This is a genomic window from Mycobacterium sp. SP-6446, from assembly GCF_001954045.1.
Taxonomy (GTDB): domain Bacteria; phylum Actinomycetota; class Actinomycetes; order Mycobacteriales; family Mycobacteriaceae; genus Mycobacterium.
In genome coordinates this window covers 1-25669 of sequence record NZ_MBEM01000106.1, presented here as the reverse complement: position 1 = coordinate 25669, position 25669 = coordinate 1, and the positions used below count along the sequence as shown (strand labels likewise).

General features: G+C 67.0%; 26 protein-coding genes. 14 read left to right on the top strand and 12 right to left on the bottom strand.

From position 1 onward, the window contains the following. From A5736_RS08985 to A5736_RS08970, 4 genes are read left to right on the top strand one after another with little or no spacing between them, the layout of a single operon-like run. A complete protein-coding gene (locus tag A5736_RS08985; RefSeq protein ID WP_076245703.1) occupies positions 1 to 1146 on the top strand; it encodes an acyl-CoA dehydrogenase family protein in 1146 nt (381 codons plus the stop codon). Further along, positions 1143 to 2078: an acyl-CoA dehydrogenase family protein gene (locus A5736_RS08980; protein ID WP_076245701.1), complete on the top strand. Its 936-nt coding sequence runs from the start codon at positions 1143 to 1145 to the stop codon at positions 2076 to 2078. Before A5736_RS08985 ends, A5736_RS08980 begins: the two co-directional genes overlap by 4 nt. Further along, the gene (locus tag A5736_RS08975) at positions 2075 to 3025 is read left to right on the top strand and encodes an acyl-CoA dehydrogenase family protein (protein WP_076245700.1); all 951 of its coding nucleotides are present in this window, start codon (positions 2075 to 2077) and stop codon (positions 3023 to 3025) included. The genes A5736_RS08980 and A5736_RS08975 overlap by 4 nt, the downstream gene beginning before the upstream one ends. 44 nt (positions 3026 to 3069) lie before the next feature. Next, a complete protein-coding gene (locus A5736_RS08970; protein WP_076245758.1) occupies positions 3070 to 4188 on the top strand; it encodes a pyridoxal phosphate-dependent aminotransferase in 1119 nt (372 codons plus the stop codon). Here A5736_RS08970 and A5736_RS08965 read toward each other — a convergent pair. Then, positions 4185 to 5015 (bottom strand): arylamine N-acetyltransferase, encoded by an 831-nt coding sequence (locus A5736_RS08965; RefSeq protein ID WP_076245698.1) that lies wholly within the window; start codon positions 5013 to 5015, stop codon positions 4185 to 4187. The two genes, A5736_RS08970 and A5736_RS08965, sit on opposite strands and share 4 nt — an antisense overlap. 134 nt (positions 5016 to 5149) lie before the next feature. On the opposite strand from A5736_RS08965, the gene A5736_RS08960 reads away from it, so the two are divergent. Then, entirely contained in the window at positions 5150 to 8317 is a 3168-nt protein-coding gene (locus A5736_RS08960) for a serine/threonine-protein kinase (protein WP_076128565.1), read from the top strand. Between the two features lie 123 nt (positions 8318 to 8440). Continuing rightward, complete coding sequence (locus A5736_RS08955; protein WP_254848330.1) at positions 8441 to 8884, top strand: hypothetical protein; 444 nt, start codon at positions 8441 to 8443, stop codon at positions 8882 to 8884. Positions 8885 to 9154: 270 nt separating this feature from the next. Here A5736_RS08955 and hsaB read toward each other — a convergent pair whose 3' ends face one another. The 4 genes from hsaB to hsaA are packed head-to-tail and all read right to left on the bottom strand — an operon-like array spanning position 9155 to position 12683. Then, entirely contained in the window at positions 9155 to 9718 is a 564-nt protein-coding gene (hsaB, locus tag A5736_RS08950; RefSeq protein ID WP_076128562.1) for a 3-hydroxy-9,10-secoandrosta-1,3,5(10)-triene-9,17-dione monooxygenase reductase subunit, read from the bottom strand. Between the two features lie 2 nt (positions 9719 to 9720). Then, positions 9721 to 10623 (bottom strand): iron-dependent extradiol dioxygenase HsaC, encoded by a 903-nt coding sequence (hsaC, locus tag A5736_RS08945; RefSeq protein ID WP_076245695.1) that lies wholly within the window; start codon positions 10621 to 10623, stop codon positions 9721 to 9723. After that, positions 10623 to 11495 carry a 4,5:9,10-diseco-3-hydroxy-5,9,17-trioxoandrosta-1(10),2-diene-4-oate hydrolase gene (gene hsaD, locus A5736_RS08940; RefSeq protein ID WP_076245693.1) on the bottom strand — a complete coding sequence of 291 codons (873 nt, stop codon included), beginning with the start codon at positions 11493 to 11495 and terminating at the stop codon, positions 10623 to 10625. Before hsaD ends, hsaC begins: the two co-directional genes overlap by 1 nt. Before the next feature lie 3 nt (positions 11496 to 11498). Beyond that, the gene (gene hsaA, locus A5736_RS08935) at positions 11499 to 12683 is read right to left on the bottom strand and encodes a 3-hydroxy-9,10-secoandrosta-1,3,5(10)-triene-9,17-dione monooxygenase oxygenase subunit (protein WP_076064160.1); all 1185 of its coding nucleotides are present in this window, start codon (positions 12681 to 12683) and stop codon (positions 11499 to 11501) included. A gap of 147 nt (positions 12684 to 12830) precedes the next feature. Between hsaA and A5736_RS08930 the strand changes: the two genes are divergently transcribed. Both A5736_RS08930 and A5736_RS08925 read left to right on the top strand, forming a co-directional pair. Beyond that, the gene (locus A5736_RS08930; RefSeq protein ID WP_076128556.1) at positions 12831 to 13913 is read left to right on the top strand and encodes a ferredoxin--NADP reductase; all 1083 of its coding nucleotides are present in this window, start codon (positions 12831 to 12833) and stop codon (positions 13911 to 13913) included. A gap of 30 nt (positions 13914 to 13943) precedes the next feature. Next, on the top strand, positions 13944 to 14480 hold the full coding sequence (locus A5736_RS08925; RefSeq protein ID WP_076128554.1) for a hypothetical protein: 537 nt from the start codon (positions 13944 to 13946) through the stop codon (positions 14478 to 14480). A 76-nt stretch (positions 14481 to 14556) separates the two neighbouring features. Here A5736_RS08925 and A5736_RS08920 read toward each other — a convergent pair whose 3' ends face one another. Both A5736_RS08920 and A5736_RS08915 read right to left on the bottom strand, forming a co-directional pair. Further along, the gene (locus A5736_RS08920; RefSeq protein WP_076245692.1) at positions 14557 to 15423 is read right to left on the bottom strand and encodes an endonuclease domain-containing protein; all 867 of its coding nucleotides are present in this window, start codon (positions 15421 to 15423) and stop codon (positions 14557 to 14559) included. A gap of 103 nt (positions 15424 to 15526) precedes the next feature. Continuing rightward, positions 15527 to 17644 (bottom strand): acyl-CoA dehydrogenase, encoded by a 2118-nt coding sequence (locus tag A5736_RS08915; protein WP_076245690.1) that lies wholly within the window; start codon positions 17642 to 17644, stop codon positions 15527 to 15529. Positions 17645 to 17915: 271 nt separating this feature from the next. On the opposite strand from A5736_RS08915, the gene kstR reads away from it, so the two are divergent. Further along, on the top strand, positions 17916 to 18515 hold the full coding sequence (gene kstR, locus A5736_RS08910; RefSeq protein WP_170874547.1) for a cholesterol catabolism transcriptional regulator KstR: 600 nt from the start codon (positions 17916 to 17918) through the stop codon (positions 18513 to 18515). Here kstR and A5736_RS08905 read toward each other — a convergent pair. The 3 genes from A5736_RS08905 to mrf form a co-directional block, all read right to left on the bottom strand. Next, a complete protein-coding gene (locus A5736_RS08905) occupies positions 18512 to 19591 on the bottom strand; it encodes a LacI family DNA-binding transcriptional regulator (protein WP_076245688.1) in 1080 nt (359 codons plus the stop codon). The genes kstR and A5736_RS08905 overlap by 4 nt on opposite strands. A 332-nt stretch (positions 19592 to 19923) precedes the next feature. Then, complete coding sequence (locus A5736_RS08900) at positions 19924 to 20223, bottom strand: type B 50S ribosomal protein L31 (RefSeq protein ID WP_076245686.1); 300 nt, start codon at positions 20221 to 20223, stop codon at positions 19924 to 19926. After that, positions 20220 to 21419 carry a ribosome hibernation factor-recruiting GTPase MRF gene (gene mrf, locus A5736_RS08895; RefSeq protein WP_076245684.1) on the bottom strand — a complete coding sequence of 400 codons (1200 nt, stop codon included), beginning with the start codon at positions 21417 to 21419 and terminating at the stop codon, positions 20220 to 20222. The genes A5736_RS08900 and mrf overlap by 4 nt, the downstream gene beginning before the upstream one ends. Positions 21420 to 21533: 114 nt before the next feature. On the opposite strand from mrf, the gene rpmB reads away from it, so the two are divergent. The 4 genes from rpmB to rpsR are packed head-to-tail and all read left to right on the top strand — an operon-like array spanning position 21534 to position 22502. Beyond that, entirely contained in the window at positions 21534 to 21770 is a 237-nt protein-coding gene (gene rpmB, locus A5736_RS08890) for a 50S ribosomal protein L28 (protein WP_076245683.1), read from the top strand. Next, the gene (gene rpmG / locus A5736_RS08885) at positions 21770 to 21934 is read left to right on the top strand and encodes a 50S ribosomal protein L33 (RefSeq protein ID WP_076245681.1); all 165 of its coding nucleotides are present in this window, start codon (positions 21770 to 21772) and stop codon (positions 21932 to 21934) included. The genes rpmB and rpmG overlap by 1 nt, the downstream gene beginning before the upstream one ends. Positions 21935 to 21936: 2 nt before the next feature. Then, positions 21937 to 22242, top strand: a complete 306-nt coding sequence (rpsN, locus tag A5736_RS08880) for a 30S ribosomal protein S14 (protein WP_076245680.1) — start codon at positions 21937 to 21939, stop codon at positions 22240 to 22242. Further along, positions 22239 to 22502, top strand: coding sequence for a 30S ribosomal protein S18 (gene rpsR, locus A5736_RS08875; RefSeq protein WP_076245678.1), 264 nt, complete (start codon positions 22239 to 22241; stop codon positions 22500 to 22502). Before rpsN ends, rpsR begins: the two co-directional genes overlap by 4 nt. Positions 22503 to 23211: 709 nt before the next feature. Here the strand turns inward: rpsR and A5736_RS08865 are convergent. Together A5736_RS08865 and A5736_RS08860 are read right to left on the bottom strand one after the other, a co-directional pair. After that, the gene (locus A5736_RS08865; protein WP_076245674.1) at positions 23212 to 23940 is read right to left on the bottom strand and encodes a TIGR03943 family protein; all 729 of its coding nucleotides are present in this window, start codon (positions 23938 to 23940) and stop codon (positions 23212 to 23214) included. Further along, positions 23941 to 24933, bottom strand: coding sequence for a permease (locus A5736_RS08860; protein WP_076245673.1), 993 nt, complete (start codon positions 24931 to 24933; stop codon positions 23941 to 23943). Positions 24934 to 25230: 297 nt separating this feature from the next. Here A5736_RS08860 and A5736_RS08855 point away from each other — a divergent pair. Beyond that, positions 25231 to 25669: metal ABC transporter solute-binding protein, Zn/Mn family (locus tag A5736_RS08855; RefSeq protein ID WP_175611229.1), on the top strand; the 439-nt coding region annotated here is incomplete at its 3' end.

The following is a 25669-nucleotide window of genomic DNA, read 5'->3' as shown; positions in this document are numbered from 1 at the left end:
TTGGATCTTGAACTAGACGACGAGACATTGGCCTTCCAGGCCGAGGTGCGGGACTTCCTCACCGCCAACGCCGAGGCGATCCCGACGAAGTCCTACGACAACGCGGAAGGCTTTGCGCAACACCGGCATTGGGACAAGGTACTCTTCGATGCGGGCCTGTCGGTGATCACCTGGCCGAAGAAATACGGCGGCCGCGACGCGCCGCTGCTGCACTGGGTGGTGTTCGAAGAGGAGTACTTCCACGCCGGGGCGCCGGGGCGCGCCAGCGCCAACGGCACCTCGATGCTGGCCCCGACGCTGTTCGCGCACGGCACCGAGGAGCAACTCGACCGGATACTGCCGAAAATGGCCAGCGGCGAACAGATCTGGGCCCAAGCCTGGTCGGAACCCGAATCCGGCAGCGACCTGGCGTCGCTGCGGTCCACCGCCACCAAGACCGAGGGTGGCTGGCTGCTCAACGGGCAGAAGATCTGGAGCTCGCGGGCACCGTTCGCCGAGATGGGTTTCGGGTTGTTCCGGTCCGACCCCTCGGCGGAGCGACACCACGGGCTGACGTACTTCATGTTCGACCTGAAAGCCAAGGGCATCACGGTGCGGCCCATCGTCCAGCTGGGCGGCGACACCGGCTTCGGTGAGATCTTCCTCGACGACGTCTTCGTGCCCGACGAGGACGTCATCGGCACCCCGAACGACGGCTGGCGGGCGGCGATGAGCACGTCGAGCAACGAGCGCGGCATGTCGCTGCGCAGCCCGGCCCGCTTCCTGGCGGCCGCCGAGCGGCTGGTGCGGCTGTGGAAGGACACCGGCTCCCCCGCCGAGCTCGCCGACCGGGTTGCCGACGCCTGGATCAAGGCGCAGGCCTACCGGCTGCAGACCTTCGGCACGGTGACCAGGCTGGCCGCCGGCGGCGAACTGGGCGCCGAATCGTCGGTGACCAAGGTGTTCTGGTCCGATCTCGACGTGGCTATCCATCAGACCGCAATCGACCTGCGGGGCGCCGACGGCGAGCTCGCCGGCCCGTGGACCGACGGCCTGCTGTTCGCGCTGGGCGGCCCGATCTATGCCGGTACCAACGAGATTCAGCGCAACATCATCTCCGAGCGGCTGCTGGGCCTGCCGCGGGAAAAGTCGGGAGGCAAGAAGTGAAATTTGCGCTCGACGAACAGCAGCGCGACTTCGCGGCCAGCATCGACGCGGCGCTGAGCGCGGCAGACCTGCCCGGGGCGGTGCGCGCCTGGGGGGTCGGCGACGTCGCGCCCGGCCGCAAGGTGTGGGAGCAACTGGCCAACCTCGGCGTCACCGCCCTGGCCGTGTCCGAGAAATACGACGGCCTGGACGCGGACCCGGTGGACCTGGTCGTCGCGTTGGAACGCCTCGGTCGCTGGTGCGTTCCGGGTCCGGTGGCCGAATCCATCGCCGTTGCACCGGTTTTGCTTGCCGGGGATGATCGCAGCGCCGGGCTGGCGTCCGGTGAGCTGATCGCCAGCGTCGCACTGCCGCCCGACGCGCCGCGCGCGGTCGACGCCGAGGCGGCCGGGCTGGTGCTGCTGGCCACCGACGCCGGCGTCAGTGAAGCCGCGACGGGCGAGTGCCACCAATCCGTCGATCCAAGCCGCCGCCTCTACGACGTGACGGCGACCGGTGACCCCTGGCAGGCGGACGTCGAGCGCGCCTGCCGGTTCGGGACGCTGGCCACCGCGGCACAGCTGGTGGGCGCCGCGGAGGCGCTGCTGACCGACGCGGTCGATTACGCGAAGCAGCGCACGCAGTTCGGCCGGGTGATCGGTTCTTATCAGGCCATCAAGCACAAGCTGGCCGATGTGCATATCGCGATCGAGTTGGCCCGTCCCTTGGTGTACGGCGCGGCGCTGACGCTGGAGCCACGCGACGTGAGCGCCGCCAAGGCGGCGGCATCCGAGGCCGGGCTGTTGGCGGCGCGGGCGTCGTTGCAGACGCACGGCGCGATCGGCTTCACCCAGGAGCACGACCTGTCGCTGTGGCTGCTGCGGGTGCAGGCATTACGCTCGGCGTGGGGTGATCCCGAGGCGCATCGGCGCAGGGTGCTGGAGGCGTTATGAGCGAAGAACGGGAGATGCTGCGCGAGACCGTCGCGGCCCTGGTCACCAAACACGCAGAGCCGGCGGCGGTGCGCGCGGCGATGGAGTCCGATCGCGGCTACGACGAATCGCTGTGGCGGCTGCTGTGCGAGCAGGTCGGCGCCGCCGCGCTGGTGGTGCCCGAGGAGCTGGGCGGTGCGGGCGGGGAATTGGCCGATGCCGCAACGGTTTTGCAGGAACTGGGCCGCGCGCTGGTGCCCTCCCCGCTGCTGGGCACCACGCTGGCCGAGCTGGCGCTGCTGGCGGCGCCAGAGCCGGACGCCGACGTATTGGCGGGACTGGCGGAGGGTAGCTCGATCGGCGCGCTGGTGCTCGACGCCGACTATGTGGTCAACGGCGACATCGCCGACGTGGTCGTCGCCGCGGTCGACGGCCAGCTCGCCAGGTGGACCCGCTTCAGCGCGCAACCGGTGACGACGATGGACCCCACGCGCCGGCTGGCCCAAGTGCGGCCCGAGGAGACCACCGCGCTGGGCCCCGACCCCGGCCTGGCCGACTCCGCGGCGATCCTGGTGGCCGCCGAGCAGATCGGAGCCGCCGAGCGCTGCCTGGAGCTGACCGTCGAATATGCCAAGAGCAGAGTGCAATTCGGCCGTCCCATCGGCAGCTTCCAGGCGCTCAAGCATCGGATGGCGGATCTGTACGTCGCGATCGCGGCGGCGCGGGCCGTCGTCGCCGACGCGTGCGTCGATCCCACACCCACCAACGCCGCCACCGCGCGCCTCACCGCAAGCGAGGCGCTGAACAGGGCGGCCGCCGAAGGCATTCAACTTCACGGTGGCATCGCGATCACCTGGGAACATGACATGCACCTGTATTTCAAGCGCGCACACGGCAGTGCCCAGCTGCTGGGCGCGCCGCGAGAACTGCTGAGCCGACTGGAATCCGAGGTGCTCAAAACGCCGTGAACGCCTCCGTCGCGCTGCGTGCCGGCATCCCGCCGTTCTATGTGATGGATGTCTGGCTGGCGGCCGCGGAGCGCCAGCGCAGCCACGGCGATCTGGTGAACCTGTCGGCAGGGCAACCGAGTGTCGGCGCCCCCGAGCCGGTAAGGGCCACCGCGGCCAGTGCCCTGCATCTCAACGAGTTGGGTTACACCGTGGCGCTGGGCATCCCGGAACTGCGCGACGCGATCGCGGCGGATTACCAACGCCAGCACGGAATCTACGTCGAGTCCGACGCCGTGGTGATCACCACGGGTTCCTCGGGCGGGTTCCTGCTCGCTTTTCTCGCGTGCTTCGACGTGGGCGATCGGGTGGCGCTGGCGAGTCCCGGCTACCCGTGCTATCGAAACATCTTGTCGGCGCTGGGATGCGAGGTGGTGGAGATCCCGTGCGGACCGGAGACCCGGTTCCAACCGACCGCGGGGATGCTGGCCGAACTGGACCCGCCGGTGGCCGGCGTCGTCGTCGCCAGCCCGGCCAACCCCACCGGGACGGTCATACCGCCGGCCGAGTTGGCGGCGATCGCGTCCTGGTGTGAGGCCTCGGGGGTGCGGCTGATCAGCGACGAGGTCTACCACGGCCTGGTCTACCAAGGCGCCCCGCAAACCAGCTGCGCCTGGCAGACGTCGCGAAACGCGGTGGTAGTCAACAGCTTTTCCAAGTATTACGCGATGACGGGCTGGCGGCTCGGCTGGCTGCTGGTGCCGCCGGAGCTGCGCCGCGCGGTGGACTGCCTGACCGGCAACTTCACCATCTGCCCGCCCGTGCTGTCACAGTTCGCCGCGGTGGCGGCGTTCACCCCGGAGGCGATTGCCGAGGCCGACGGACATCTGCGTCACTACGCGGTCAACCGCTCGCTGCTGCTCGACGGGCTGCGCCGGATCGGGATCGACCGGCTGGCGCCGACCGACGGCGCGTTCTACGTGTACGCCGACGTCTCCGACTTCACCGACGATTCGCTGGGGTTCTGCGCAAAGCTGCTGTCCGACACCGGCGTTGCCATCGCACCGGGCATCGACTTCGACCCCGCGCGGGGCAATGCGTTCGTCCGGCTGTCCTTCGCCGGGCCGACCACCGACATCGAAGAGGCGCTGCGGCGGATCGGGCCCTGGCTGGTCCGCCGCTAGGCGTCGAGGACCTTGTCGATGCGCGCCTCGAGGGCACCGCGCTCGGCGACGTCATCGACATTGATGCCGAACCGGTCGCGCAGCGCGTCGACAACCGCGGCGGCGTCCTCGAGGCGGGTCTTCTCGCTGCCGTCGGCGCGGTGAACGGTCAGGTTGCGCCCCGCCAGGTTCATTCGGGCGCCGTCGGTCAACCGTGCGACCGTCAGGCTCGTCACGAAGTGCGAGGACGGGTGGGTCGACACCCACCAGCTACCCACCCGCAGGTCGATGTCCGGCCGGCTTCGCGCGGTGAACTCGTACAGCGACTGCCACTCGCCGCGGATCTGGGCCTCTAGCACCAGGCCGTCGCGGCGGTCCCGCAATCGGTACGGTTCCAGCGTCGTCTGCTGGACGCTGCCCGTTTCCAGCCGGATGGGCGAAGGCGGCGTCTGGCCGCCGAAACCCACGTCGACGAGATATGGGCCCGCGGAACCGGGAAACGTCACCGCCAACACCGTATGAGTCTGCGCCCCGACCGGCGCGTCGGGCGGGACCATCCAGACCACCCGCCCGGCGAATCGGCGCACCCGAAAGCCGATTTCGGCGAGCGCATGGCCCATCAGGCCGTTCTGCTCGTAGCAGTAGCCGCCCCGGCGCCGGTGAACCAGCTTGTCGGCGAGGGATTCCGGGCCCAGGTCGTCGACCGGCACCCCCAGCAGCGGATCGAGGTTCTCGAACGGAATGGTTCGAGTGTGGGCGGTCACCAGATCCTGTAATACCTCGAGGTTCGGCTCGGCGGCGCCGCGGTAGTCGATGCGATCGAAGTATCCGTTCAGATCGAGCGTCATGACGCCATTCTGGCCCAGGCGGGCGTCAGAATATGTCCCGCGGAAACTATCCTCGCCGAATCTTCTCCGCGGGAGATCGCGAGCGATACTCTTGACCTCGCTAATTCATTCATTGCACAGATTGGCGCCCAAAAATGGCTGAAGGACCTGCCACCGACGGTCCGACGCCGGCCCCGAGCGGGCTCGCTGCGGAGTTGGCTTCCGCCGGATTCGAAGATGCCCGCCAAGTCGCCCGGGGTGGCGCCGGCGTGATCTATTGCTGCTACGAGACGGCGCTCGGGCGAAATGTCGCGGTCAAGGTGCTGCCATCGCATTTCGACGAAGACAGCAGGGAGCGCTTTCTGCGCGAGGGCTATGCGATGGGCGGCCTCTCGGGGCACCCGAATATCGTCAACATCTTGCGCGTCGGCGTGACCGAGAGCGGCAAGCCGTACATCGTGATGCCCTACCACGCAGCGGATTCGCTGGCCGTCAGGTTGCGCCGCGAGGGGCCAATCTCTTGGCCCGAGGCATTGCGGATCGGGGTGAAGTTGTGCGGGGCACTGGAAACCGCGCACAAGAGCGGCACTTTGCACCGCGATATCAAGCCCGCGAACGTGCTTATCAACGACTACGGCGAGCCCCAGCTCAGCGATTTCGGGATCGCCCACATCGAAGGCGGGTATGAAACCGCGACCGGGTTCTTCTCCGGCACAATCGACTACACCGCGCCCGAGGTCATGACCGGTAATCCGGCAACGGTGAGTTCCGACCTTTACTCCCTCGGCGCCACGATTTATGCGCTCATTGCCGGCAGCGCCGCACACGAACGCCGCAGCGGCGAGGACCTCATCGCGCAGTATCTGCGGATCAGCACGACACGGGTCCCGGACATGCGTCCGGACGGGATCCCGGACGCGGTGTGCGCGGCGATCGAGCATGCGATGGCCATCGATCCGGCCGAGCGGCCCACGTCCGCGGCGCAGTTCGGCCGCGAGTTGCAATCGGCGCAGCGCCAGAATGGCCTGAAACCCGATTCGATGGCGATCACCAGCGTCGGCGTCGAGCCGGGGCAAACGGTGAACGTGACTGCGGGCCTCACCGCAACGCCCTCCGCTTCCCCCCGCGGACACACTGCAACGGGGCAGCCGCGGGATCGCACGACGTCGTCCGTTCCCAAACCGCCGCCGCCGAGCGAGTCCGCCCCCGCGACCGCACCGCTGGCGGCGTCCGGGTCCGACGAGTACTCCGCCGCGGCGACCAGATTGCGCGGCGGGCACATCGCCGAGCCGCCGGGACCGGTTCCGACTCCGCCGCCCCCGCCGTCGGGAAACGGCAACGCAATGACCCCGCCGAGGATCCCGGCGCAGCCGCAGCCGCCGGGTGCCGTCCCGCCGGGCGGGAAACCACCGCTGCAGGCGCGGGCCGCCGCTTGGTTCGGCGAGCCGGGAAAGAAGCGGAGTCGCATTGCGCTGGTCGCCGGCGCGGCCGCCGCCGTCGTGCTGCTGGTGATCGTCCTCGCGGTCTTCGCGATTCCGAGCGACAACGGCCACAAGACCGCCGCGAGCCAACCGAGCACGGAGGCACCGGTCGCGTGGAAACCGATCACGAATGCGCGCGTTGCCCGCGACGCCGGGGCCACCACGCAGGTCGACGGCACCATCTGGATCTTCGGCGGGATTCGAAGCGACGGCGCCCTCAGCGCCATGCAGGAAGGGTACGACCCCGTCATCGATAGCTGGAAGGGCGGCGACGATCTACCGGTTGCGGTCCAGCGCGCGACCGCGGTCAACTGGCAGGGCAACCCCGTCGTGCTCGGCGGCCTCAAGTCGGTCGGGGGCAAAAGCGTTGCGTCGGACCAGGTTTGGCGGGTGATCAACAGTCGCTGGGTAGAGATGCCGCACCTGTTGCAGCCACGAGCCGCGGCGGCAGCCGCCGTCGTCGGTGATCGCCTGGTTGTCACCGGCGGTGTCGACGCGGGCGGCGCGCTACTGAACACGACCGAGGTCTTCGACGGCAACTCCTGGAGCCTGGGCGCGCCCATACCGACTCCGCGGCAGATGCTGGCCGCGGCCTCGGATGGAAAGCTCGTCTACACCGTCGGCGGCACCAACGGCAGCTCGGACCTGCCGACGCTCGAGGCGTATGACCCGGCCGCGAAAGCCTGGACGTCGTTGCCCGCGCTTCCCCAGGCGCGCAGTGACCTCGGCGTGGCCATCACGGACGGACGCCTGGTGGCGGTCGGGGGCGTGTCGTCGGGGCAAGTCCTCAAAACCGTTTCGGTGTTCGATCTGATGACCAAAACGTGGACCGGGCTGCCGGACATGACGACCCCGCGCCACGGCGTGGCCGTCGCGGCGGTGGAGAAATCCGTCTACGCGATCGGCGGGTCGACCGGTGTCGGGGACGGCCAGGTGACCGCCGCGGCGGAGGTGCTGAAGCTGCCGGCCCGCAAGATCCAGCCGGCCTCGCAGTGGCGCTCCCTGCCGGACGCGCCGACGGCCCGATTGATGATGGCGTGGGCCGTCCTCAACAACAAGATCTGGATCATCGGCGGCCTGCAGAACGGAGTTGCGCTGCAGACCGTCGAGAGCTACGACCCGCACAGCGGCGCCTGGGAAACCGGCCCTCCGTTGCCCATCCCGCTGCACCACGCGGCGGCGGCAACCTATCGCGGTGAGGTGGTAGTGCTCGGCGGTGCGAGCGACAACCTCGCGAACGCGTCCAACAAGGTGTTCGCGCTGCGCGGCGGCAACTGGGTGGAGCTGCCGAGCCTCACTCATGCCCGGGCGGCGCCGGCCGCGGCTGTGGTGGGTGACAAACTCGTGGCGGTCGGCGGGCAGAACGCCAAGCAGCTCGTCCCGCAGACCGAGGTCTTCGACGGCACTTCGTGGAACGACGCCGCCGACATGCCGACGCCGCGCGAACACCTGGCGGCGGTCTCCGACGGCACGTACGTGTACACGGTCGGCGGCCGGTTCCTCTCGGCCGACAAGAACTCCGCCGCACTCGAACGGTTCGACCCCGCGGCGGGGACCTGGACCAAGCTGGTGGGCATGCCAACGCCGCGGGGAAGTTACGGCGCCACGTACATCGATGGCCGCATCGTGGCCGTCGGCGGCGAAGAACCGACGATGGTGCTGAACACGGTCGAGATGTATGACATCGCCAACGCGAAGTGGAGCACGCTGGCGCCCATGCCGACGTCGCGGCACGCCGAGGTGGTAGCCACGGTCGGCAACACGGTGTACTGCATCGGCGGGGCAAACCGGCCGACCCACGAGGGTCCGATCGCGACGGTCGAGGCGCTGGACTTCATGTAGCGGCGCCCGCGCCGGCATTGGCTGTTTGGCATGCGTCAAGTACGGGGATCCGGGTAGACGGGCAGCACCAACACACCCGAGCAACGGAGCCCCATTATGAGCACCAGCAATATCGTCTGGATCGTGATCGCCGCCGTGGTGGCAATCCTCGTCATCGTCGCCCTTGTCGTCATGGCGACCAGAGCAAAGCGGCGACGCCGGCAACGGCAGGCCGAAGAGATTCGCGAACACGCCCGGTCTGAGGCGGCCGAGGTCGATCGGCGTCAAGCGCTAGCCGATGAAACAGCGGCGAAGGCGCGTGCTGCGCAGGCCGAGGCCGAGGTCAAGGCCGCCGAAGCCGCCAGACTGCAGGAACGAGCGGCCGCGCATCAGAGCCAGGTGGCGACCTCGCGGGAGGAACTGCAGGAGCAGCAGCAACGTGCCGACCGCATCGACCCGAAAGTCAAGGCGGAAGCTCAGGAAGCTGCGTCCGGGCCCGCAAACGGTCGTGATGAGTCGACTCGTGATGAGTCGACGAGCGAGGCGGCTACGCCGGCGACCGACACCGAGTCCGCCCACCGGCAATAAGCCCAGCGATCCTGGCTAGGCCTCAGTGCGCAAGACCTCGGCCCGAAAATGGCCAAACTGCGTCACGGGCCTCCGCTTGTTTGATATATGTCTAATACGGGCACTTCGTAGAGACGCGCCCCACCCGGTGGCCCGCCCCCTCAGCGGGCCACCGGGAATCACTCCCTATTGTCCGCTCCCGAACGGCCGATTGGCGGCGAATGGGTGAATGCATATCGAACGCACTTCCGAAGCGCGCCGCCAAACATCGCGGCGCGGCCGTAAAGCGCGTTAGAGCCAGGTGTCCTGGGTGGTGGTGGTCAGGAACGCTTCCAGGTCGTCGCGCCACTGGGCCGGCGTGGTCTTGTCCGGTTCGATCCCCGTGTAGTCGCCGCGGTAGAACAGCAGCGGCCGCGGCTTGATCTTGGGGGCTTCCGAAAGCGATTGGACCGCGCCGAACACCACGAAGTGATCGCCGCCGTCGTGCACCGACGCGACCGTGCAGTCGATGTAGGCCAGCGAGCCGTCGATGACCGGCGAACCGAGTTCGGAAGGGTGCCAGTCGATGCCGGCGAACTTGTCCGGTTCTTTCGACCCGAACCGGGCGGAGACGTCCTTCTGCTTTTCGGTCAGCACGTTGACGCAGAACCGCCCGGACGCCTCGATCGCCTTCCAGGACCGCGACACCTTCGTCGGGCAGAACAGCACCAGCGGCGGATCCAGCGACAACGCCGCGAATGACTGGCACGCAAAGCCGATCGGTGCCTCGTCGTGCACCGTGGTGATGATGGTGATCCCGGTGCAGAACTGACCCAGCACCTGCCGGAAGGCCCGCGGATCGATCGGCGCCGACATGGCTAGCCGCGCATGCCCACGGTGAAGTCGTGGCCCCACAGGCTGACCGCCGTGCTTTCCCGGGCGATCCAATCGTGGTCGTCGACTTTCCTGCCCTCACAACCGAATTCGACGTCGAAACCGCTGGGTGTCTTCATGTAGAACGACAGCATCAGGTCGTTGACGTGACGGCCGAGGGTGGCCGACATGGGCACCTTGCGGCGCAGCGCCCGGTCCAGGCAGAGGCCGACGTCGTCGGCCTCTTCGACCTCGACCATCAGGTGCACGATGCCGCTCGGGGTCGGCAGCGGCAGGAACGCCAGGCTGTGGTGGCGGGGATTGCAGCCGAAGAAGCGCAGCCACGCCGGCGCCCCATCGGCGGGCCGCCCAACCACCTGCGGCGGCATCCGCATCGAGTCACGCAGCTTGAACCCGAGCACATCCCGGTAGAAGTGCAGCGCCTCCTCGTCGTCGCGGGTGGTCAGCACGACGTGGCCCAGGCCCTGCTCGCCGGTGACGAACTTGTGGCCGTACGGGCTGACCACGCGGCGGTGTTCCAGTGCGGCGCCGTGGAAGACGGCCAGCGGGTTGCCGGACGGGTCGGAGAACTGAATCATTTCGTCCACCCGCCGCTCGGCCAGATCGGCGGCGGTGGCCTCCTTGTACGGGGTGCCCTCGACGTCGAGCCGGTTGCGGATCTCTTGCAGCCCTTCGGCATTCGCACATTCCCAACCGGCTTCCGCGAGCCGGTCCTGCTCGCCGGGAACAATGACCAACCGGGCCGGGAAATCGTCCATCCGCAGATACAGCGCACCCTCCGTGGCGCCCTTGCCCTCGACCATGCCGAGGACTTTCAGGCCGTACTCACGCCAAGCCGCCATGTCGGTGGCCTCGATGCGTAGATAGCCCAGCGAGCGGATGCTCATCACGCACCTCCCAGGAAATCGATGGTGAGTTTGTTGAACTCGTCGAACTTCTCCACCTGCGCCCAATGTCCACATTGCCCGAAGACATGCAGTTGCGCACGGGGGATGGTCTTCAGCGCGACCAGCGCGCCGTCCAGCGGGTTGACCCGGTCCTCGCGTCCCCAGATCAGCAGCACCGGCTGGCGCAGCTTGTACACCTCGCGCCACATCATGCCGAGCTCGAAGTCGGCCCCGGAGAACGACATTCCCATCGCGCGGGTCGCGGTCAGCGACTCCGGTGTGCTGGCCAGGGCGAAACGCTCGTCGATCAGCTCGGGGGTGATGAGCTTCTGGTCGTAGACCATTACGCGCAGGAACGCCTCGAGGTTCTCTTTCGTGGGTTCGACGGAGAACTTGCCCAGGCGCTTGACGCCCTCGGTGGGGTCCGGCGCAAATAGGTTGACGCTGAGCCCACCGGGACCCATCAGCACCAGGCGTCCGGCCAGATCCGGGTAGTCGAGCGCGAACCGCACCGCGGTCCCCCCACCCAGCGAATTACCCACCAGCGGAACGCGTCCCAAACCCAGCTGATCGAAGAGGCCTTTGAGCGCTCGCGCGGCGTAGCGGTTGAATTGCCCGTGCTCGGCGCGCTTGTCGGAGTGGCCGTAGCCGGGCTGGTCGACGGCCAGCACGTGGAATTGCCGGGCCAGCACCGGGATGTTGCGCGAGAAGTTCGTCCAACTCGCCGCCCCGGGGCCGCCGCCGTGCAGCAGCACCACGGTCTGGTCGTTCCCGACACCCGCCTCGTGGTAGTGCAGCTTCAGCGGCCCGTCGACGTCGACCTCCACGAAGCGCGACGTGGACTCGAACGTCAGCTCTTCGGTAGCCGTCATGAATCAGACCATCGTGTCGCCGGGCGGCAGCCCGAACTCGTGGTTCCCGAAGATCACGTACGCCCGCTCGGGGTCGTTGGCGGCGTGCACCCGACCTGCATGCGCGTCGCGCCAGAAGCGTTGCACCGGCTGGTCATTGGCCAACGCGGTGGCGCCCGACGCCTCGAAGAGGCGGTCGATCGCGGCGATCGAGCGGCCGGTGGCGCGCACCTGGTCGCGGCGGGCGCGGGCGCGCAGCTCGAAGGGGATCTCCTTGCCCGCGGACAGCAGCGCGTACTCGTCGGCGACGTTGCCGCTGAGCTGGCGCCAGGCAGCGTCGATGTCGCTGGCCGCCTCGGCGATGCGGACCTTGGCGAACGGGTCGTCCTTGGCCTTCTCGCCGGCGAACGCCGCGCGCACCCGCTTGCCCTGGTGCTCGACGTGCGCCTCGTACGCGCCGTATGCCATGCCGACGATCGGGGCCGAGATCGTGGTGGGATGCATTGTGCCCCAAGGCATTTTGTAGACCGGGGCGGTGTTGGTCTGGTATCCCCCGGCGGTGCCGTCGTTCATCGCCTTGTAGGACAGGAACCGGTGCCGGGGCACGAAGACATCCTTGACCACCAGCGTGTTGCTGCCGGTGCCGCGCAGCCCGACCACATGCCACACGTCGTCGATGCGGTATTCACTGCGCGGGATCAGGAAGCTGCCGAAATCCACCGGGCGGCCGTCCTTGATGACCGGGCCGCCGACGAACGTCCAGCTGGCGTGGTCACAGCCCGACGACCAGTTCCACGAGCCGTTGACGATGTAGCCCCCGTCGGTCACCACGCCCGCGCCCATCGGGGCATACGACGACGAGATCCGCGTCTTGGGGTCCTCGCCCCACACCTCTTCCTGAGCCTGCTGGTCGAACAGGGCCAGATGCCAGTTGTGCACCCCGACGATCGAGCTCACCCAGCCGGTGGAGCCGCACGCGCTCGCCAGTCGTCGCGTCGCCTCGTAGAACAGCGTGGGATCGCATTGCAGACCGCCCCACTGCTCGGGCTGCAGCAGGGTGAAGAAGCCGACGTCCTCGAGCGCCTGAACGGTCTCATCGGGCAGCCGGCGCAAGTCCTCCGTCGCCTGAGCGCGTTCCCGAATCTGCGGAAGCAGATCATCGATGCCAGCCAGAATCGACTGTGCATCACGCTGTTGAATGGAAGTCACCTACGTTTGCCTCCTGGGAGTGCGGATTTACACAGAAGACTAGAACACGTTCCGATTTGTGTCGAGCAGGGTGTTCCTGCGGCTGGTAGCGGTACCAATCGGGTTTTCTGTAACATGTTCTAGTTGTCATCGAAGGAAGGGCTGGTCTTGACGGAAGCAATTCCCGACGAGCCACTCGGCGACCACGTCCTTGAACTGCAGATCGCCGAGGTCGTCGCGGAAACCGACGACGCGCGATCGTTGGTGTTCGCGGTGCCGGACGCGGCCGGCGACCCCGCCATCCCCCCGGAGCGGCTGCGCTACGCGCCTGGCCAGTTCCTGACATTGCGCGTGCCCAGCGATCGGACCGGATCGGTGGCCCGCTGCTACTCGCTGTGCAGTTCGCCGTTCACCGACGACGCGCTCACAGTCACGGTCAAGCGCACCGCGGACGGCTACGCGTCCAACTGGCTGTGCGACCACGCCCACAAAGGCATGCGCATCCACGTGCTGGCGCCGTCGGGCAACTTCGTGCCCAAGACGCTGGACGCCGACTTCCTGCTGATGGCCGCCGGCAGCGGGATCACCCCGATCATGTCGATCTGCAAGTCCGCACTCGCCGAGGGCAGCGGGCAGGTGACGCTGCTCTACGCCAACCGCGACGATCGCTCGGTGATCTTCGCCGACGCGCTGCGCGAGCTGTCCGCCAAGTATCCCGACCGGCTTACGGTCCTGCATTGGCTGGAATCGCTGCAGGGGTTGCCGAGCGCGACGGCGCTGGCGAAGCTGGCCGCCCCCTACACCGATCGGCCCGTCTACATCTGCGGGCCCGGCCCGTTCATGGATGCCTCGCGTGAAGCGCTGGAGGCGCTGAAAGTGCCTGCGCCGCAAGTACATATCGAGGTGTTCAAGTCGCTGGACTCCGACCCCTTCGCGGCGGTCAAGATCGAGGACACCGCGGAAGGCGACGAGCCGCCGGCCACCGCGGTTGTCGAGCTGGACGGCGAAACGCATACCGTGTCCTGGCCGCGTAACGCCAAGCTGCTCGACGTCTTGCTCGCGAAAGGTTTGGACGCGCCGTTTTCCTGCCGGGAGGGCCACTGCGGCGCATGCGCCTGCACGCTGCGCAGCGGCAAGGTGAACATGGAGGTCAACGATGTGCTCGAGCAGCAGGATCTTGACGAAGGTTTGATTTTGGCCTGTCAATCTCACCCCGAATCTGATTCGGTAGAAGTCACCTACGACGATTAGTCGCGTAGCGAATCGGGAAGGGGAGCGCCGATGATGCGGCTAGTGACGGGATTCGCGGTGGTCGGGGCGATGGTGACGTTCCTGCCGGCGCCCGCGTCATCGGCGGCCAGCAACACGGCCACCACGCTGTTTCCGCTCGACGGCCCCAACCAGCTCGAGACGCACATGTTCCTCAATTGCTTCAAGTCCGACGGCCACTGTGACTTCACCGCCGGGGCCGACGTGCGCACCCCCGACGGCGGCGTGATCGGTTTCCCGCCCGGCCTGTGGGCCCGCCAGACCACCGAGGTCCGGTCGACGGACCGGTTGGCCTACCTGGACACGCACGCCAGCGGCCAGTACGAACGGGTCCACAAGGCGATGGGCAACGACGAGATCACCACCGTCTACTTCGGTGAGGGACCGCCGGACAAATACCAGACGACGGGGCGCATCGACTCGACCGATTGGCGGACCGGTCAGCCCAAGACCGACGTCAACGTCATCACCTGCACGCACATCCAGGTGGTCTACCCCGGGGTCAACATCACCTCGCCCAGCACCTGCGCGGTGACGACGTTCTCCTAGCTTCTGGACGCGCCGAGGCTGTAAATCTGCAAACAAAGTGCGAGTAGGGACCGCCAAAATTACAAGCTCGGCGGCGTCAAGCGACTCGCGTCGTCCGCTCGGGTCGCCAACCTCGAGCGAGGAGCGCCGTCGTGGCGCGCTCGATGACATCCTCGGGCTTGTCCTCGGCGATCACGCGAATGATGATCCAGCCGAATTCCGCGAGCTTTCGTAGGCGCCACTGGTCCTTCACATACTGACGCCGATCGCTACGGTGCTGGTCGCCGTCATACTCGACGGCCACGCCGAACTCTCGCCAGCCCATATCGAGCATGGCCAGGGCGCGGTAGCCGTCGACCACCGGTATCTGGGTGGTCGGGGTAGGCAAGCCCGCGTCGACGAGTAGGAGCCGCAGCCAGGTCTCCTTCGGCGATGCGGCACCGCCGTCGACAAGGTGCAAAACCGAGCGCAGTCGTCGCACCCGGCGAGCACCGGGGTATCGCTTGGCAAGCAGCAGCACATCCTCCATCGAAAACGGAGTCGCCCGCATCAACGCGTCGAGCCGCGCAACGGCTTGCCCGCGCGGCAGATACCGGCCCAAGTCGTACGCCGTTCGCGCGGGGGTGGTGACAGGCAGACCCGCGACGCGGGTGGCTTCGTCGCCGGCCAGGAGCTGCTCACGCGCGACGATTCCCGTCGGTGGCCGCGTGCTCGACCAGATCAACTCGATGGGGATGTCGGCGTCGACCCATCGGGCGCCATGCAACGCCGAAGCCGCGACGCCCGCAACGATGGCCCGGCGTCGCGACCACAACCATGCCCCTTCCGTCCTGTCCCGCAGCGAAAGTTGTTGACCCCGTGCGGCATACACTCCCGGATAGATCGGCTCGTACCAACGCCGCACTTCATGCCTGGTCACTACCCCCCGCGCGACCGCTTCGCTGCCGATAAACACCGCCTGCACGCCCGCATAGTGGCATCGGCGACCGACACGTCGCCGAGGCTGTAAATCTGCAGACAAAGTGCGAGTAGGGACCGCCAAAATTACAGGGTCGGCGAAAAAGCGGTCAGCGGGGCAGACCGAGGAGGCGCTCGGCGGCCACCGTGAGCAGGATCTGCTCGGTACCGCCGGCGATCGTGAGGCACCGGGTGTTGAGGAAGTCGAAAACCGCTTGGTTGTGGACCAGGCCGCCGCCGTCGGAGACGTCCATCGTGAATTCGGCCAACGCCTGCCGGTAGCGGACGCCGATGAGCTTGCGCACGCTGGATTGCGCCCCCGGATCCCGCCCGCCCACCGCGAGCTGCGCGATGCGCTGATCCAGCAGCGCTCCGGTCTGGGCGGTGACGATCAACCGCCCCAGCCGATCTTGCTGGGAAGTGTCGAGGTCGATCCCCGCCAGCACCTTGAGCAGTTCTTCCATCGGGTTGCCCAGCGCGGTGCCGGTGGCCATCGCGATCCGCTCGTTGGCCAGCGTGGTGCGGGCCAGCCGCCAGCCGTCGTTCACCGTGCCGACCACCATCTCGTCGGGCACGAACACGTTGTCCAGGAACACCTCGTTGAACAGCGAGTCGCCGGTGATCTCGCGCAGCGGCCGGATTTCGATGCCCGGCGATTTCATGTCCAGCAGGAAGTAGGTGATGCCCTTATGTTTGGGCGCGTCGGGATCTGTGCGCGCCAGACACACACCCCAGCGCGCCTTGTGCGCCGCGGACGTCCAGACCTTCTGCCCCGTCAACAGCCAGCCCCCGTCGCCGCGGACCGCCTTGGTGCGCAGGGACGCCAGGTCGGAGCCCGCTCCCGGCTCGGAAAACAGTTGGCACCAAAGGAATTCGCCGCGCAGGGTGGCCGGCACGAAGCGTTCGATCTGCTCGGGGGTGCCGTGCTCGAGGATGGTCGGCGCCGCCCACCAACCGATCACCAGATCGGGCCGCACCACACCGGCGGCCGCCATCTCCTGATCGATCAGCAGCTGCTCGGCCGGTGACGCCGCGCGTCCGTACGGCGGGGGCCAGTGCGGCGCCTGCAGCCGGGCGTCGGCCAGGGCCGCCTGCCGTTTCTCCTCCGGCAGCGCGGCGACCTCGGCGACGGCCGCGGCGATCTCTGGCCGCAGGCCCTCCACCTCGCTGAGGTCGATACCCAGGCGACGCCGCACGCCCGACTGCGTCAACGCGGTGATGCGGCGCAGCCAGCGCTCGGCGCCGCCGAGGAAGCGGCCGATGGCATGCGCCCGGCGCAGGTATAGGTGCGCATCGTGCTCCCAGGTGCACCCGATGCCGCCGAGTACCTGAATGCAGTCCTTGACGTTGGCCTTCGCGGCGGCGATGCCGATGCTCGCGGCCAGCGCCGCGGCGATCGAGAACTGTGCGGGGTCGGAGTCCGCCGCGGCGCGCGCGGCGTCGGCGGCGGCCACCTCGGCCTGTTCGGCTCGGCACAGCATCTCGGCGCACAGGTGCTTGACGGCCTGGAAGCTGCCGATCGGCTTGCCGAACTGCTCGCGGACTTTGGCGTATGCGACCGCGGTGTCCAGGGACCATCGGGTCACGCCGGCCGCCTCGGCGGCCAGCACGGTCGCGGCGAGTTCGTCGACCCGCTCGCGCGGCGCTTCGATCGCGGTGGCCGGCGCCTCCGTCAGCACCACCCGCGCCAGCGGCCGGGAAAAGTCGGTGGCCCGCAACGGCTCCAGCTGAACGCCCTCGCACCGGGTGTCGACCAACACCCACGTCTCGCCGGCGGGCAGCAGCAACAGACCGCCGTCGGCGGCGCCCAGCACCAGATCGACGGAGCCGGACGCAAGACCACGGTCGAACTGCACGGCGCCCTCGAGTGCGACCCCGGCGAAGCGTTCACCGGAGGCCAGCGCGGCCAGCGTTTCGGGATCGTAGACGACAAGGGTCGCCAGCGCGGTGGTGGCGACGGGCCCGGGTACCAGCGCCTTGGCCGCTTCCTCGACCATCGCGCAGAGGTCCTCGACGCTGCCGCCCGCCCCGCCGGAGTCCTCCGCAACGGCCACGCCGAACAGTCCCAGTTCGGCCAGGCCGGCGAACACCGGCCGCCACGCATCGGCGTTGCCCTGCTCGACGTCGCGGATCGCTTGGGTCCCGTTGGGCCCCGAGGAGGAATCACGTGCCCAATCGCGCACCAGCTCACGAGCCGCGAACTGCTCGTCGGTGACGGTCGCTACCACGTGCGTCCTCCGCGTCCTTGATTCGAGGTAGTAAATGGAGCCCCGGTGCCCACTAGAACGTGTTCTAATAGTGCCAGCGATCGAGCGTCAAGTCGAACGACATTGCAGCAGGACAGCTCGTTGTCCCGGTGGGGTGGAGGTGGGAAATTCACAATCGGCTTGTGTACCGTTTGCGAACGAACCGCCCGGAAGAGGGGGAATCGGCCAGATGTCGCCAGCGAACACCAACCTGGGCCGCGTTTCCGAATCGCAGCCGCGCGAGGTCATAAACGTGGCGGTATTAGCGGAATCCGAGCTGGGCTCGGAGGCACAGCGGGAGCGCCGCAAACGCATCCTGGACGCCACCATGGCCATCGCGTCGAAGGGTGGCTACGAGGCGGTCCAGATGCGCGCCGTGGCGGACCGGGCCGATGTGGCGGTTGGGACGCTGTACCGCTATTTCCCGTCGAAGGTGCATCTGCTGGTGTCTGCCCTGGGGCGGGAGTTCAGCCGCATCGATGCCAAAACCGACCGCTCCGCGGTTGCCGGCGGCACCCCGTTTCAGCGGCTGAACTTCATGGTGGGCAAGCTCAACCGCGCGATGCAGCGCAATCCGCTACTCACCGAGGCGATGACGCGCGCCTATGTTTTCGCCGACGCATCCGCGGCCAGCGAGGTCGACCAGGTCGAGAAGCTCATCGACTCCATGTTCGCGCGTGCGATGGCCGACGGGGAGCCGACCGAGGACCAGTACCACATCGCCCGGGTGATCTCCGACGTGTGGCTGTCGAACCTGCTCGCGTGGCTCACCCGGCGGGCCTCGGCGACCGACGTCAGCAAGCGGCTGGACCTGGCCGTGCGGTTGCTGATCGGCGACACCGAATCCGGCTAAGCGGGCGGACCGGCGGTACGCCCGCGAATCAGCTCGGTGTCCAACAGCTCGACCGCCGGCAGACCCGACCGCGGCGGGTTCAGCAGCAGTTCGCCCGCCCGGCGACCCTTTTGCAGGCTCGGCTGCGCGACCGTCGTCAGCCCGCGCCTGATCGCCTCGAGCACGCCGTCGAACCCGGTGACCGTCATCTGGCCTGGCACGTAAATGCCGTGTGCGCGAAGGTAATCCATCGCCGACAGGGCCAGTATGTCCGCGGTGCACATCAACGCGGTGATCCGCGGATTGGCCTCCAGCGCCGCCTTGGCCGCGTCGCCGCCCGACGCCGGGAGGTGTTCGTAGCTTTCCACCACGGTCAGCGAATCCGGGTCCAGGCCGGCGGCTTTCATCGCCTCCCACACGCCAACGATGCGCTCGCGCTGCACGTCGAACGCCGGTGACCGCAGCCGCCCGGCGTCGACGAGCCCCTGGCGGCGGTCCCGGCCCAGCCGCATGGTCAGCAGCCCGATTTCACGGTGTCCCAACCGCAGTACGTAGTCGGTGAGCTCTCGCATCGCCGCCCGGTCGTCGATGCCGACGCGGGATACCCCGGACAGGTCTTTGGGCTGATCCACCACCACGACGGGCAGCCGACGTTGCAGCACCACCTGGAGATAGGGATCGTCGTCGCAGACGGAGTAGACGACGAAGCCGTCCACCCCGGCACCCAGCACGGCGGCGGTCCCGTCCTCGAGTGTTCGGCTTCCCGCAACGGCTACCAGAAGCAGGCCCTGCCCCAGCTCCTCGCACGACTGTGCCACTCCCGCAACGAAATCCCGCGCCGCGGGATCGCTGAAGAAGTAGGTCAGCGGTTCGGCCATCACCAATCCGACGGCCCCCGCTTTGCGGGTCCGCAACGATCGCGCTACTGGGTCGGGTCCGGCGTAACCGAGCCGCTTGGCCGTCGCGAGCACCCGTTCGCGAAGGTCGGCGGAGAGCTGATCCGGGCGGTTGAAGGCATTCGAGACGGTGGTGCGCGAGACGTTGAGTTCGGCCGCCAACGACGCCAGAGTCGCACGCCGGCGGGGGGTGGGACTCACGTTCGGTGACGCTACAGCGGATCCCCGTCGGCGCCTACGCAACCTCGACCCCGTACTCCTAATGGAAACGATTGTCATTAGGACTAAGCTGTCCGAGGGACTCAGCGAGCTCACATCGGCGGACATGGACACGAATGGCACTGGTAAATCCGACGCGGCGGCTATCGGCCATGCTAGTTGGTGGATGATTTACCTGAAAAACAGAACGAGCTACTCGTCATCGTTTTGGTCAACCGAATTTGACGTTATCGACGAGATCGCTTGCTGTTCAAGGCTCTCGAGGAAGCTCAATCTGTGCCCAGGCTGAGGCGGACGGTAAAGCGGTAGGCATTTCATCGGTCATTTCGGGAATCGGCATCGCATTGAAGTGGGGGTGGTTGCCGGGCTCCGAAGCGGCGGTGGAATTTCTCGACTTGTCCGGCGCTGTCGACGATACGGTGCGCCCCGGTCCAAAACGGGTGTGAATCCGAGGTGATTTCAACGACGACGAGCGGGTAGGTGTGCGCCCCGTCGGGCGTCTGCCACTCGACGGTGCGCGAACTGGTGATTGTCGATCGGGTGAGGAACATCGCGCCGGTGGTGGCGTCTTGGAACACAACGGGGTGGTACTCGGGGTGAATGCCGGGTTTCATCCGGGGTCTCCGTTCTGGGCGTGGTGGGCAGGTGTGTTTTCGGCATCGGCTGCCGGGGCTTCACACGGGTCCTCATGCCAGTCGCCGAACGGATCGTCGTAGTGGATCCAGTCCTGCGGGCAGCGAAGCTCGTCGTCGGTGAGCAGTGCGCCGTTGAGGCCGTCGTGGATTTCCGCGTCGTTTGCCGCGCAAGTAAGGATGGTCATCGCGGTGTGGCGATCGCCGTAGTGCTCGTCCGAGGTCAGCTCGGCGAAGAGGCGTCGTTCTGCATCGATATCGGCTAGCTCGCGACTCGTAAGTGCGGTCAGCCATTTGCCGGCCGAACTAACCCGCAATCCGCCGCCGGCCGTTTCCAACCACATCGCCTGATCGGGCTGGCTGGCCAACCACAGCCGCCCGCGGGTTCGAATGACGCCATCTAATAGCAGGTCCAGACACGCGTGCAGACGCTTCGGGTGAAACGGGCGTCGGGCATTGAACTCGATCAGGTTGATGGGGCCCCGGGCATTCAAGGGCGGCTGGCCAGCCAGCAGCGGACCATGGGGATCGTCGCTTCGGCCTCGCCGCGCGTCGCGGTACAGGTTGTCCAAGGTGTGTTCGATGTCGTCGGCGCCCACGGTGATGCGAGCGCGCGGCGACAGTCGGCGCAGTACCGCAGTCACGAACGGGTCAGGATGGTTGAGCACCGCGACGTCAGCGAATTCGGCCTGTCCGACCACCACCTGGGCACAGGTGCGTCCGTCGTCGAGTTCGGCGTCACCGAGCGCCTGATTCAGCCACGCCGATGAATCGACACACGTCACGACGGCGGCGATCGACACATCAAGAGCGGCAGGTCCGTCGACGTAGCCTGGCGCCACACGCACTTTGACATGGTCGACGGCAACACAGATCGGTTCGGGTTCCAGCCATGGCGCCAGGTGAACCACAATGCGGTCGCCGTCGTCGCGGCGGTGCAGCTGACGCAGCAACACCAGAAGGTCGTTGCGGATGGTGCAGGACACGCACCCGTGCGCGAGTTCGAGCCCGGCTTCCGCGGTCGTCAACACACCATGCTGCAGGGTCACGATCGTCCGTCGCACCACATGACCGTCGAAACGGTGCTCTACCACCAGCGTCCCGGCGGTGCGCAGCAATGCGCCCACGACCGGGTCGGTGTCGGTCTGGCCAGCGACCAAGATCACGGGCGTCCGCATCAGGCTCCCTTGTTGATAATCATTTTCATTAGGGCTACCGATACGGTACCGTCGCTGACGACGCTTGTCGAAAATCATTTTCAATAAGGGTATGAGCGCCAGGGAGGTTAGACATTGTCTGCTCGTTGCCAAGTCACAGGCCGGGCACCGGGTTTCGGTAACGCGGTGTCGCATTCGCATCGCCGGACTCGGCGGCGCTGGTCACCCAATGTCCAGCTCAAGAAGTATTACCTGCCATCGGAAGGCCATCGCATTCGGCTGAGGGTCAGCGCCAAGGGCATCAAGGTCATCGACCGCGACGGCATCGAAGCCGTCGTGGCGCGGCTGCGCCGCGAAGGGCAGCGAATCTGATGGCCCGCAACGACATCCGGCCCTTGGTCAAACTTCGCTCGACGGCGGGCACCGGCTACACGTACGTGACGCGGAAGAACCGGCGCAACGATCCGGACCGGCTGGTGCTGCGCAAGTACGACCCGGTACTTCGCCGCCACGTCGACTTCCGTGAGGAACGCTGATCATGGCCAAGAAATCGAAGATCGTCAAGAATGAGCGCCGCCGGGTAATTGTGGCGCGCTACGCAGAACGTCGCGCTTACCTCAAAGAGATCATCCGGTCACCGTCGAGCACTGATGAGCAACGGGTGGCCGCGCAAAGAGAGTTGGCGCGCCAGCCCCGCGACGCCAGCGCGGTGCGGTTGCGCAACCGCGACTCGGTCGATGGGCGTCCCCGCGGGCATCTGCGCAAATTCGGGCTATCGCGGGTACGGGTCCGCGAATTGGCCCACAACGGGCAGCTGCCCGGCATACGGAAGGCGAGCTGGTGACGGCCAAGAAATCACCGCGCGCTCGTCGCGGCGCCCCACCTGGTATCGGGCCCCGCAAGAAGAATCTTCTCGCCATCCTGGGGCTCAGTGCGGTCGACTATAAGGACACCTCCGCGCTGCGGATGTTCGTCTCCGAGCGCGGCAAGATCCGCTCCCGGCGGGTCACCGGCCTCACCGTCCAGCAACAACGTCAGGTCAGCACCGCGATCAAGAACGCGCGCGAAATGGCGCTACTGCCCTATCCGGGACAAACTGCCTGACCGTTGATGCACGCTCGCAGAAGGGATATACCGATGACACAACTCGGCTTTGATCTCGGCGCGCTGCCGCGGAGCACGGCGCATTGACTTCGTCGCCTCGCGGTACCGACCGTCCATTCACCGTCGTCGTCTGTACCGCCTGTGCGGTCGATGATGACCTATCGGTCGTCGACGAACTGCGGCCTGTCATCCGACGCTGTCCACACGCGATACTCGTCGCCGCCGCCTGCGTGCTCGGACCACTCACCTGCGCGTCTCGCCGGGCGGAATGCGGCGTCATGGCGATGCTGCAGCCCTGCACAAATGATCGTGTGCCCTCCGGGCCGCCCCGATGGATCGGCCCCATTACTGACCATGGTGACGCGGAAGTCTTGCGCGACTGGTTAGAGCGGGGACGGTGGGAAACCACATCTTTGCCCAGACAGCTCGACGGGCATGATCGGGCTCGCGGTGCAAGTCGAAGCAATTGAGACACCGCCGAGCCACTGACCACAAACGGCAGAGGCCTAAGCGGGGTTGACAGCGGCCAATGGGCCGGTGAACCATGACCCGCGGCCGAATGCACATCGTGGCCATTGTGCGTACTCACGCTGCCTGGGGCTCCAGATCACCAAACACCGTGTGCGACAACGCAAGGCATTCGGTATCGGAGCAGTATCACACGCAGACGTGTTTTGCATTACTGCGCGATTGGCTGGAACCTGCTGCATCAATGGGGGTAGTCGTAAGGGTTGGCCGGGGCGTTGATGCGCGTGACTTTGGTGGCTTCCAGCGTCGGAATCACGCGGTAATCTGCCTGGCCGGTTAGGGGTTTGACTTGGCCTTCCACCCGAACCCATGTGTTGTCAGCCAGGCCGGCGGCGTGGGGGGCGGCTGGGCCACGCAGATGGATGCGGGCCAGCTGGGCATCGGCGGCACAACAGACAATGACTACGCGACCAAGGTCGACGCCCTGCGCTTCGTTGAGGACGAAGCCGGCCACGGTGATCGATCGATTAGTCAACGAGCCGGTGGAGTCCTGGACCTCGCGCTGCAGTACCTCCGGGAGCGACACCTCAGGGGCGTTGCCCGGCGGTAGCGGAGCAAACGGAAACCGATTCAGAACAGCGTTGGACGCGGCGGTCACAGACGGCGCGGCCCCGGATGGGCGCAACGCGGGCGGCGCAACAACGATCAAGACCAAGACAGGAACGACGAGCAGCCACACGATGCCGGTCCGGTGGGAGTGTGCCTCGTTGTGATCAGTGGGCCGCGGTCCGCCGCGGCGGATATCGCCGATGATCGCCACGAGCGCTAACGCAATCAGCAGCAGCGCGGACGCAGCCAGCCACGGCAATAGTCCCGGCTTGACGTAACGGGTGAACGCGCCCGACACGGTGATCACGGCGATGCTAGTGCCTACCAGCAAGAGAACTATGTTCTCAGTTTCGCGGCTCACTTACCCACCACCGAGAACGAAAAATCCGACAAGACACGCGCTCGCCATTGCCACCAGCAACGTGGTAGGGGCAAAGCGCGCCGCAAAAGCGCGGCCGAACATGCCCGCCTGCATCGCGAACAGTTTCACATCCACGGCCGGGCCGACGACCAGAAACACCAGCCGGGGCAGCAGCGGCACCATCGTCATGCTGGCGGCGACGAACGCGTCGGCCTCCGAACACATTGCCAGAATCACCGCGAGGGCGGCCATCACCACCACGCCGAGGATCAGGTGTGCCGCCAAATGTTCGAACACCCACCGCGGCACCAGCACGTGAAGTATCGCGGCCGCGCCGGCACCCAATACCAAATACGATGCGGCTTGAAGGAAGTCGTGGCGGGCCGCCTCAGCGAACACCACCCACCGTGACTCACTGTCAGAGCAAGAAGGGGGCAGCCGGCGGGTGACCCACTCCGGGCGGCCCCACCGCGCCCACCCCCAGCCCATGATCACCGCGGCGAGCAGAGACGCTGCCATCCGAGCAAGAACCATCCTGGGCGCACCGGGAAACGCCACCGCGGTGGCGACTAAGACCACCGGGTTAATCGCCGGTGCGGCCAGCATGAACGTCAAGGCCGCGGCCCCGGTAGCGCCCCCTTCGCCGAACAATCGCCGTGCCACCGGGACCGACCCGCACTCACAGCCCGGCAACGCCGCCCCACCCACACCGGCGGCCAATACCGCCACCGCGGGCCGGCGCGGCAGCCAGCGCGCCAACCGCTGCGGCGAAACAAACACCGCGATCAACCCGCTGACCACCACCCCGAGCGCAAGGAAGGGAATCGCCTGCACGAACACCCCACAAAACACCGTGCCCATTGTCGACAACGCCTGGCTGCCGAAGACCACATTACGCAATATCGTCGTCGAGAAGGCGCACGCCAACAGGATGCCTACCAGCGCTTCGGACGACCCGATGCGGACTCCGCGCCTCAACCTCAGCGTCGCCACCGTCCTATTATGTAGCGCAACGGCCGGCGCACCGGAAACCTGCGCCACCCACACCTCCCCAAGTCTGGAAGCGGTCACTTTCGATGGCCGACTTCAGATCACGAGCCGATCACCGCGGCGTCGGCCCACACCGCCAACGGGTAGTCAGGGCCAGCTGGCGGCCTCTTCGCATAGTTTCGGTGGCGCCGGTTGGAGCGGGTGCCACAGAGAAATCAGCCGTTCCACAACGTCAAGTCGAGTGCTACAGTCACCCACTGTAATGGAAATCGTTTTCAATAAGGAGCCGTAGAGACTCGGATGGCAGATCAATCTGGTCGGCGCAAGGCGGCGCTGGGCATCGCCGCGGTACTGCTGAGCGCTGTGGCGTGTAGCGGCACCAAAACACCTCAATCCGGTTCCAGTGCCGAAAGCACGACGGGGCCCGTCCGAAAACTCGCCGTGGTGGCGACGATTAACGCGTGGGGCAGCATCGCTTCACAGCTCGGCGGCGACAGGCTGCAGGTGACAAGCATCATCACCAACCCGGACACGGACCCGCACAGCTATGAGCCATCGGCCGGAGATGCCCGTAGGTTTGCCGACGCGAAGGTCGTGGTCGAAAACGGCATCGGTTATGACGCCTGGGCCGACAAAATGCTTGCGTCCGACCCGAATCCGCAGCGCATGGTGGTCAATGTCGGCGACACGGTCGGGGTCGGTGGGGGCGGCAACCCGCATCAGTGGTATTCGCCCGACG

Bases quoted from the DNA above. Each gene is read 5' to 3' on its own strand.
- A5736_RS08975 (WP_076245700.1), top strand. From the start codon at position 2,075: ATGAGCGAAGAACGGGAGATGCTGCGCGAGACCGTCGCGGCCCTGGTC.
- A5736_RS08970 (WP_076245758.1), top strand. From the start codon at position 3,070: ATGGATGTCTGGCTGGCGGCCGCGGAGCGCCAGCGCAGCCACGGCGAT.
- A5736_RS08965 (WP_076245698.1), bottom strand. From the start codon at position 5,015: ATGACGCTCGATCTGAACGGATACTTCGATCGCATCGACTACCGCGGC.
- A5736_RS08960 (WP_076128565.1), top strand. From the start codon at position 5,150: ATGGCTGAAGGACCTGCCACCGACGGTCCGACGCCGGCCCCGAGCGGG.
- hsaB (WP_076128562.1), bottom strand. From the start codon at position 9,718: ATGTCGGCGCCGATCGATCCGCGGGCCTTCCGGCAGGTGCTGGGTCAG.
- hsaC (WP_076245695.1), bottom strand. From the start codon at position 10,623: ATGAGCATCCGCTCGCTGGGCTATCTACGCATCGAGGCCACCGACATG.
- hsaD (WP_076245693.1), bottom strand. From the start codon at position 11,495: ATGACGGCTACCGAAGAGCTGACGTTCGAGTCCACGTCGCGCTTCGTG.
- A5736_RS08925 (WP_076128554.1), top strand. From the start codon at position 13,944: ATGATGCGGCTAGTGACGGGATTCGCGGTGGTCGGGGCGATGGTGACG.
- A5736_RS08900 (WP_076245686.1), bottom strand. From the start codon at position 20,223: ATGAAACCCGGCATTCACCCCGAGTACCACCCCGTTGTGTTCCAAGAC.
- mrf (WP_076245684.1), bottom strand. From the start codon at position 21,419: ATGCGGACGCCCGTGATCTTGGTCGCTGGCCAGACCGACACCGACCCG.
- rpmG (WP_076245681.1), top strand. From the start codon at position 21,770: ATGGCCCGCAACGACATCCGGCCCTTGGTCAAACTTCGCTCGACGGCG.
- rpsN (WP_076245680.1), top strand. From the start codon at position 21,937: ATGGCCAAGAAATCGAAGATCGTCAAGAATGAGCGCCGCCGGGTAATT.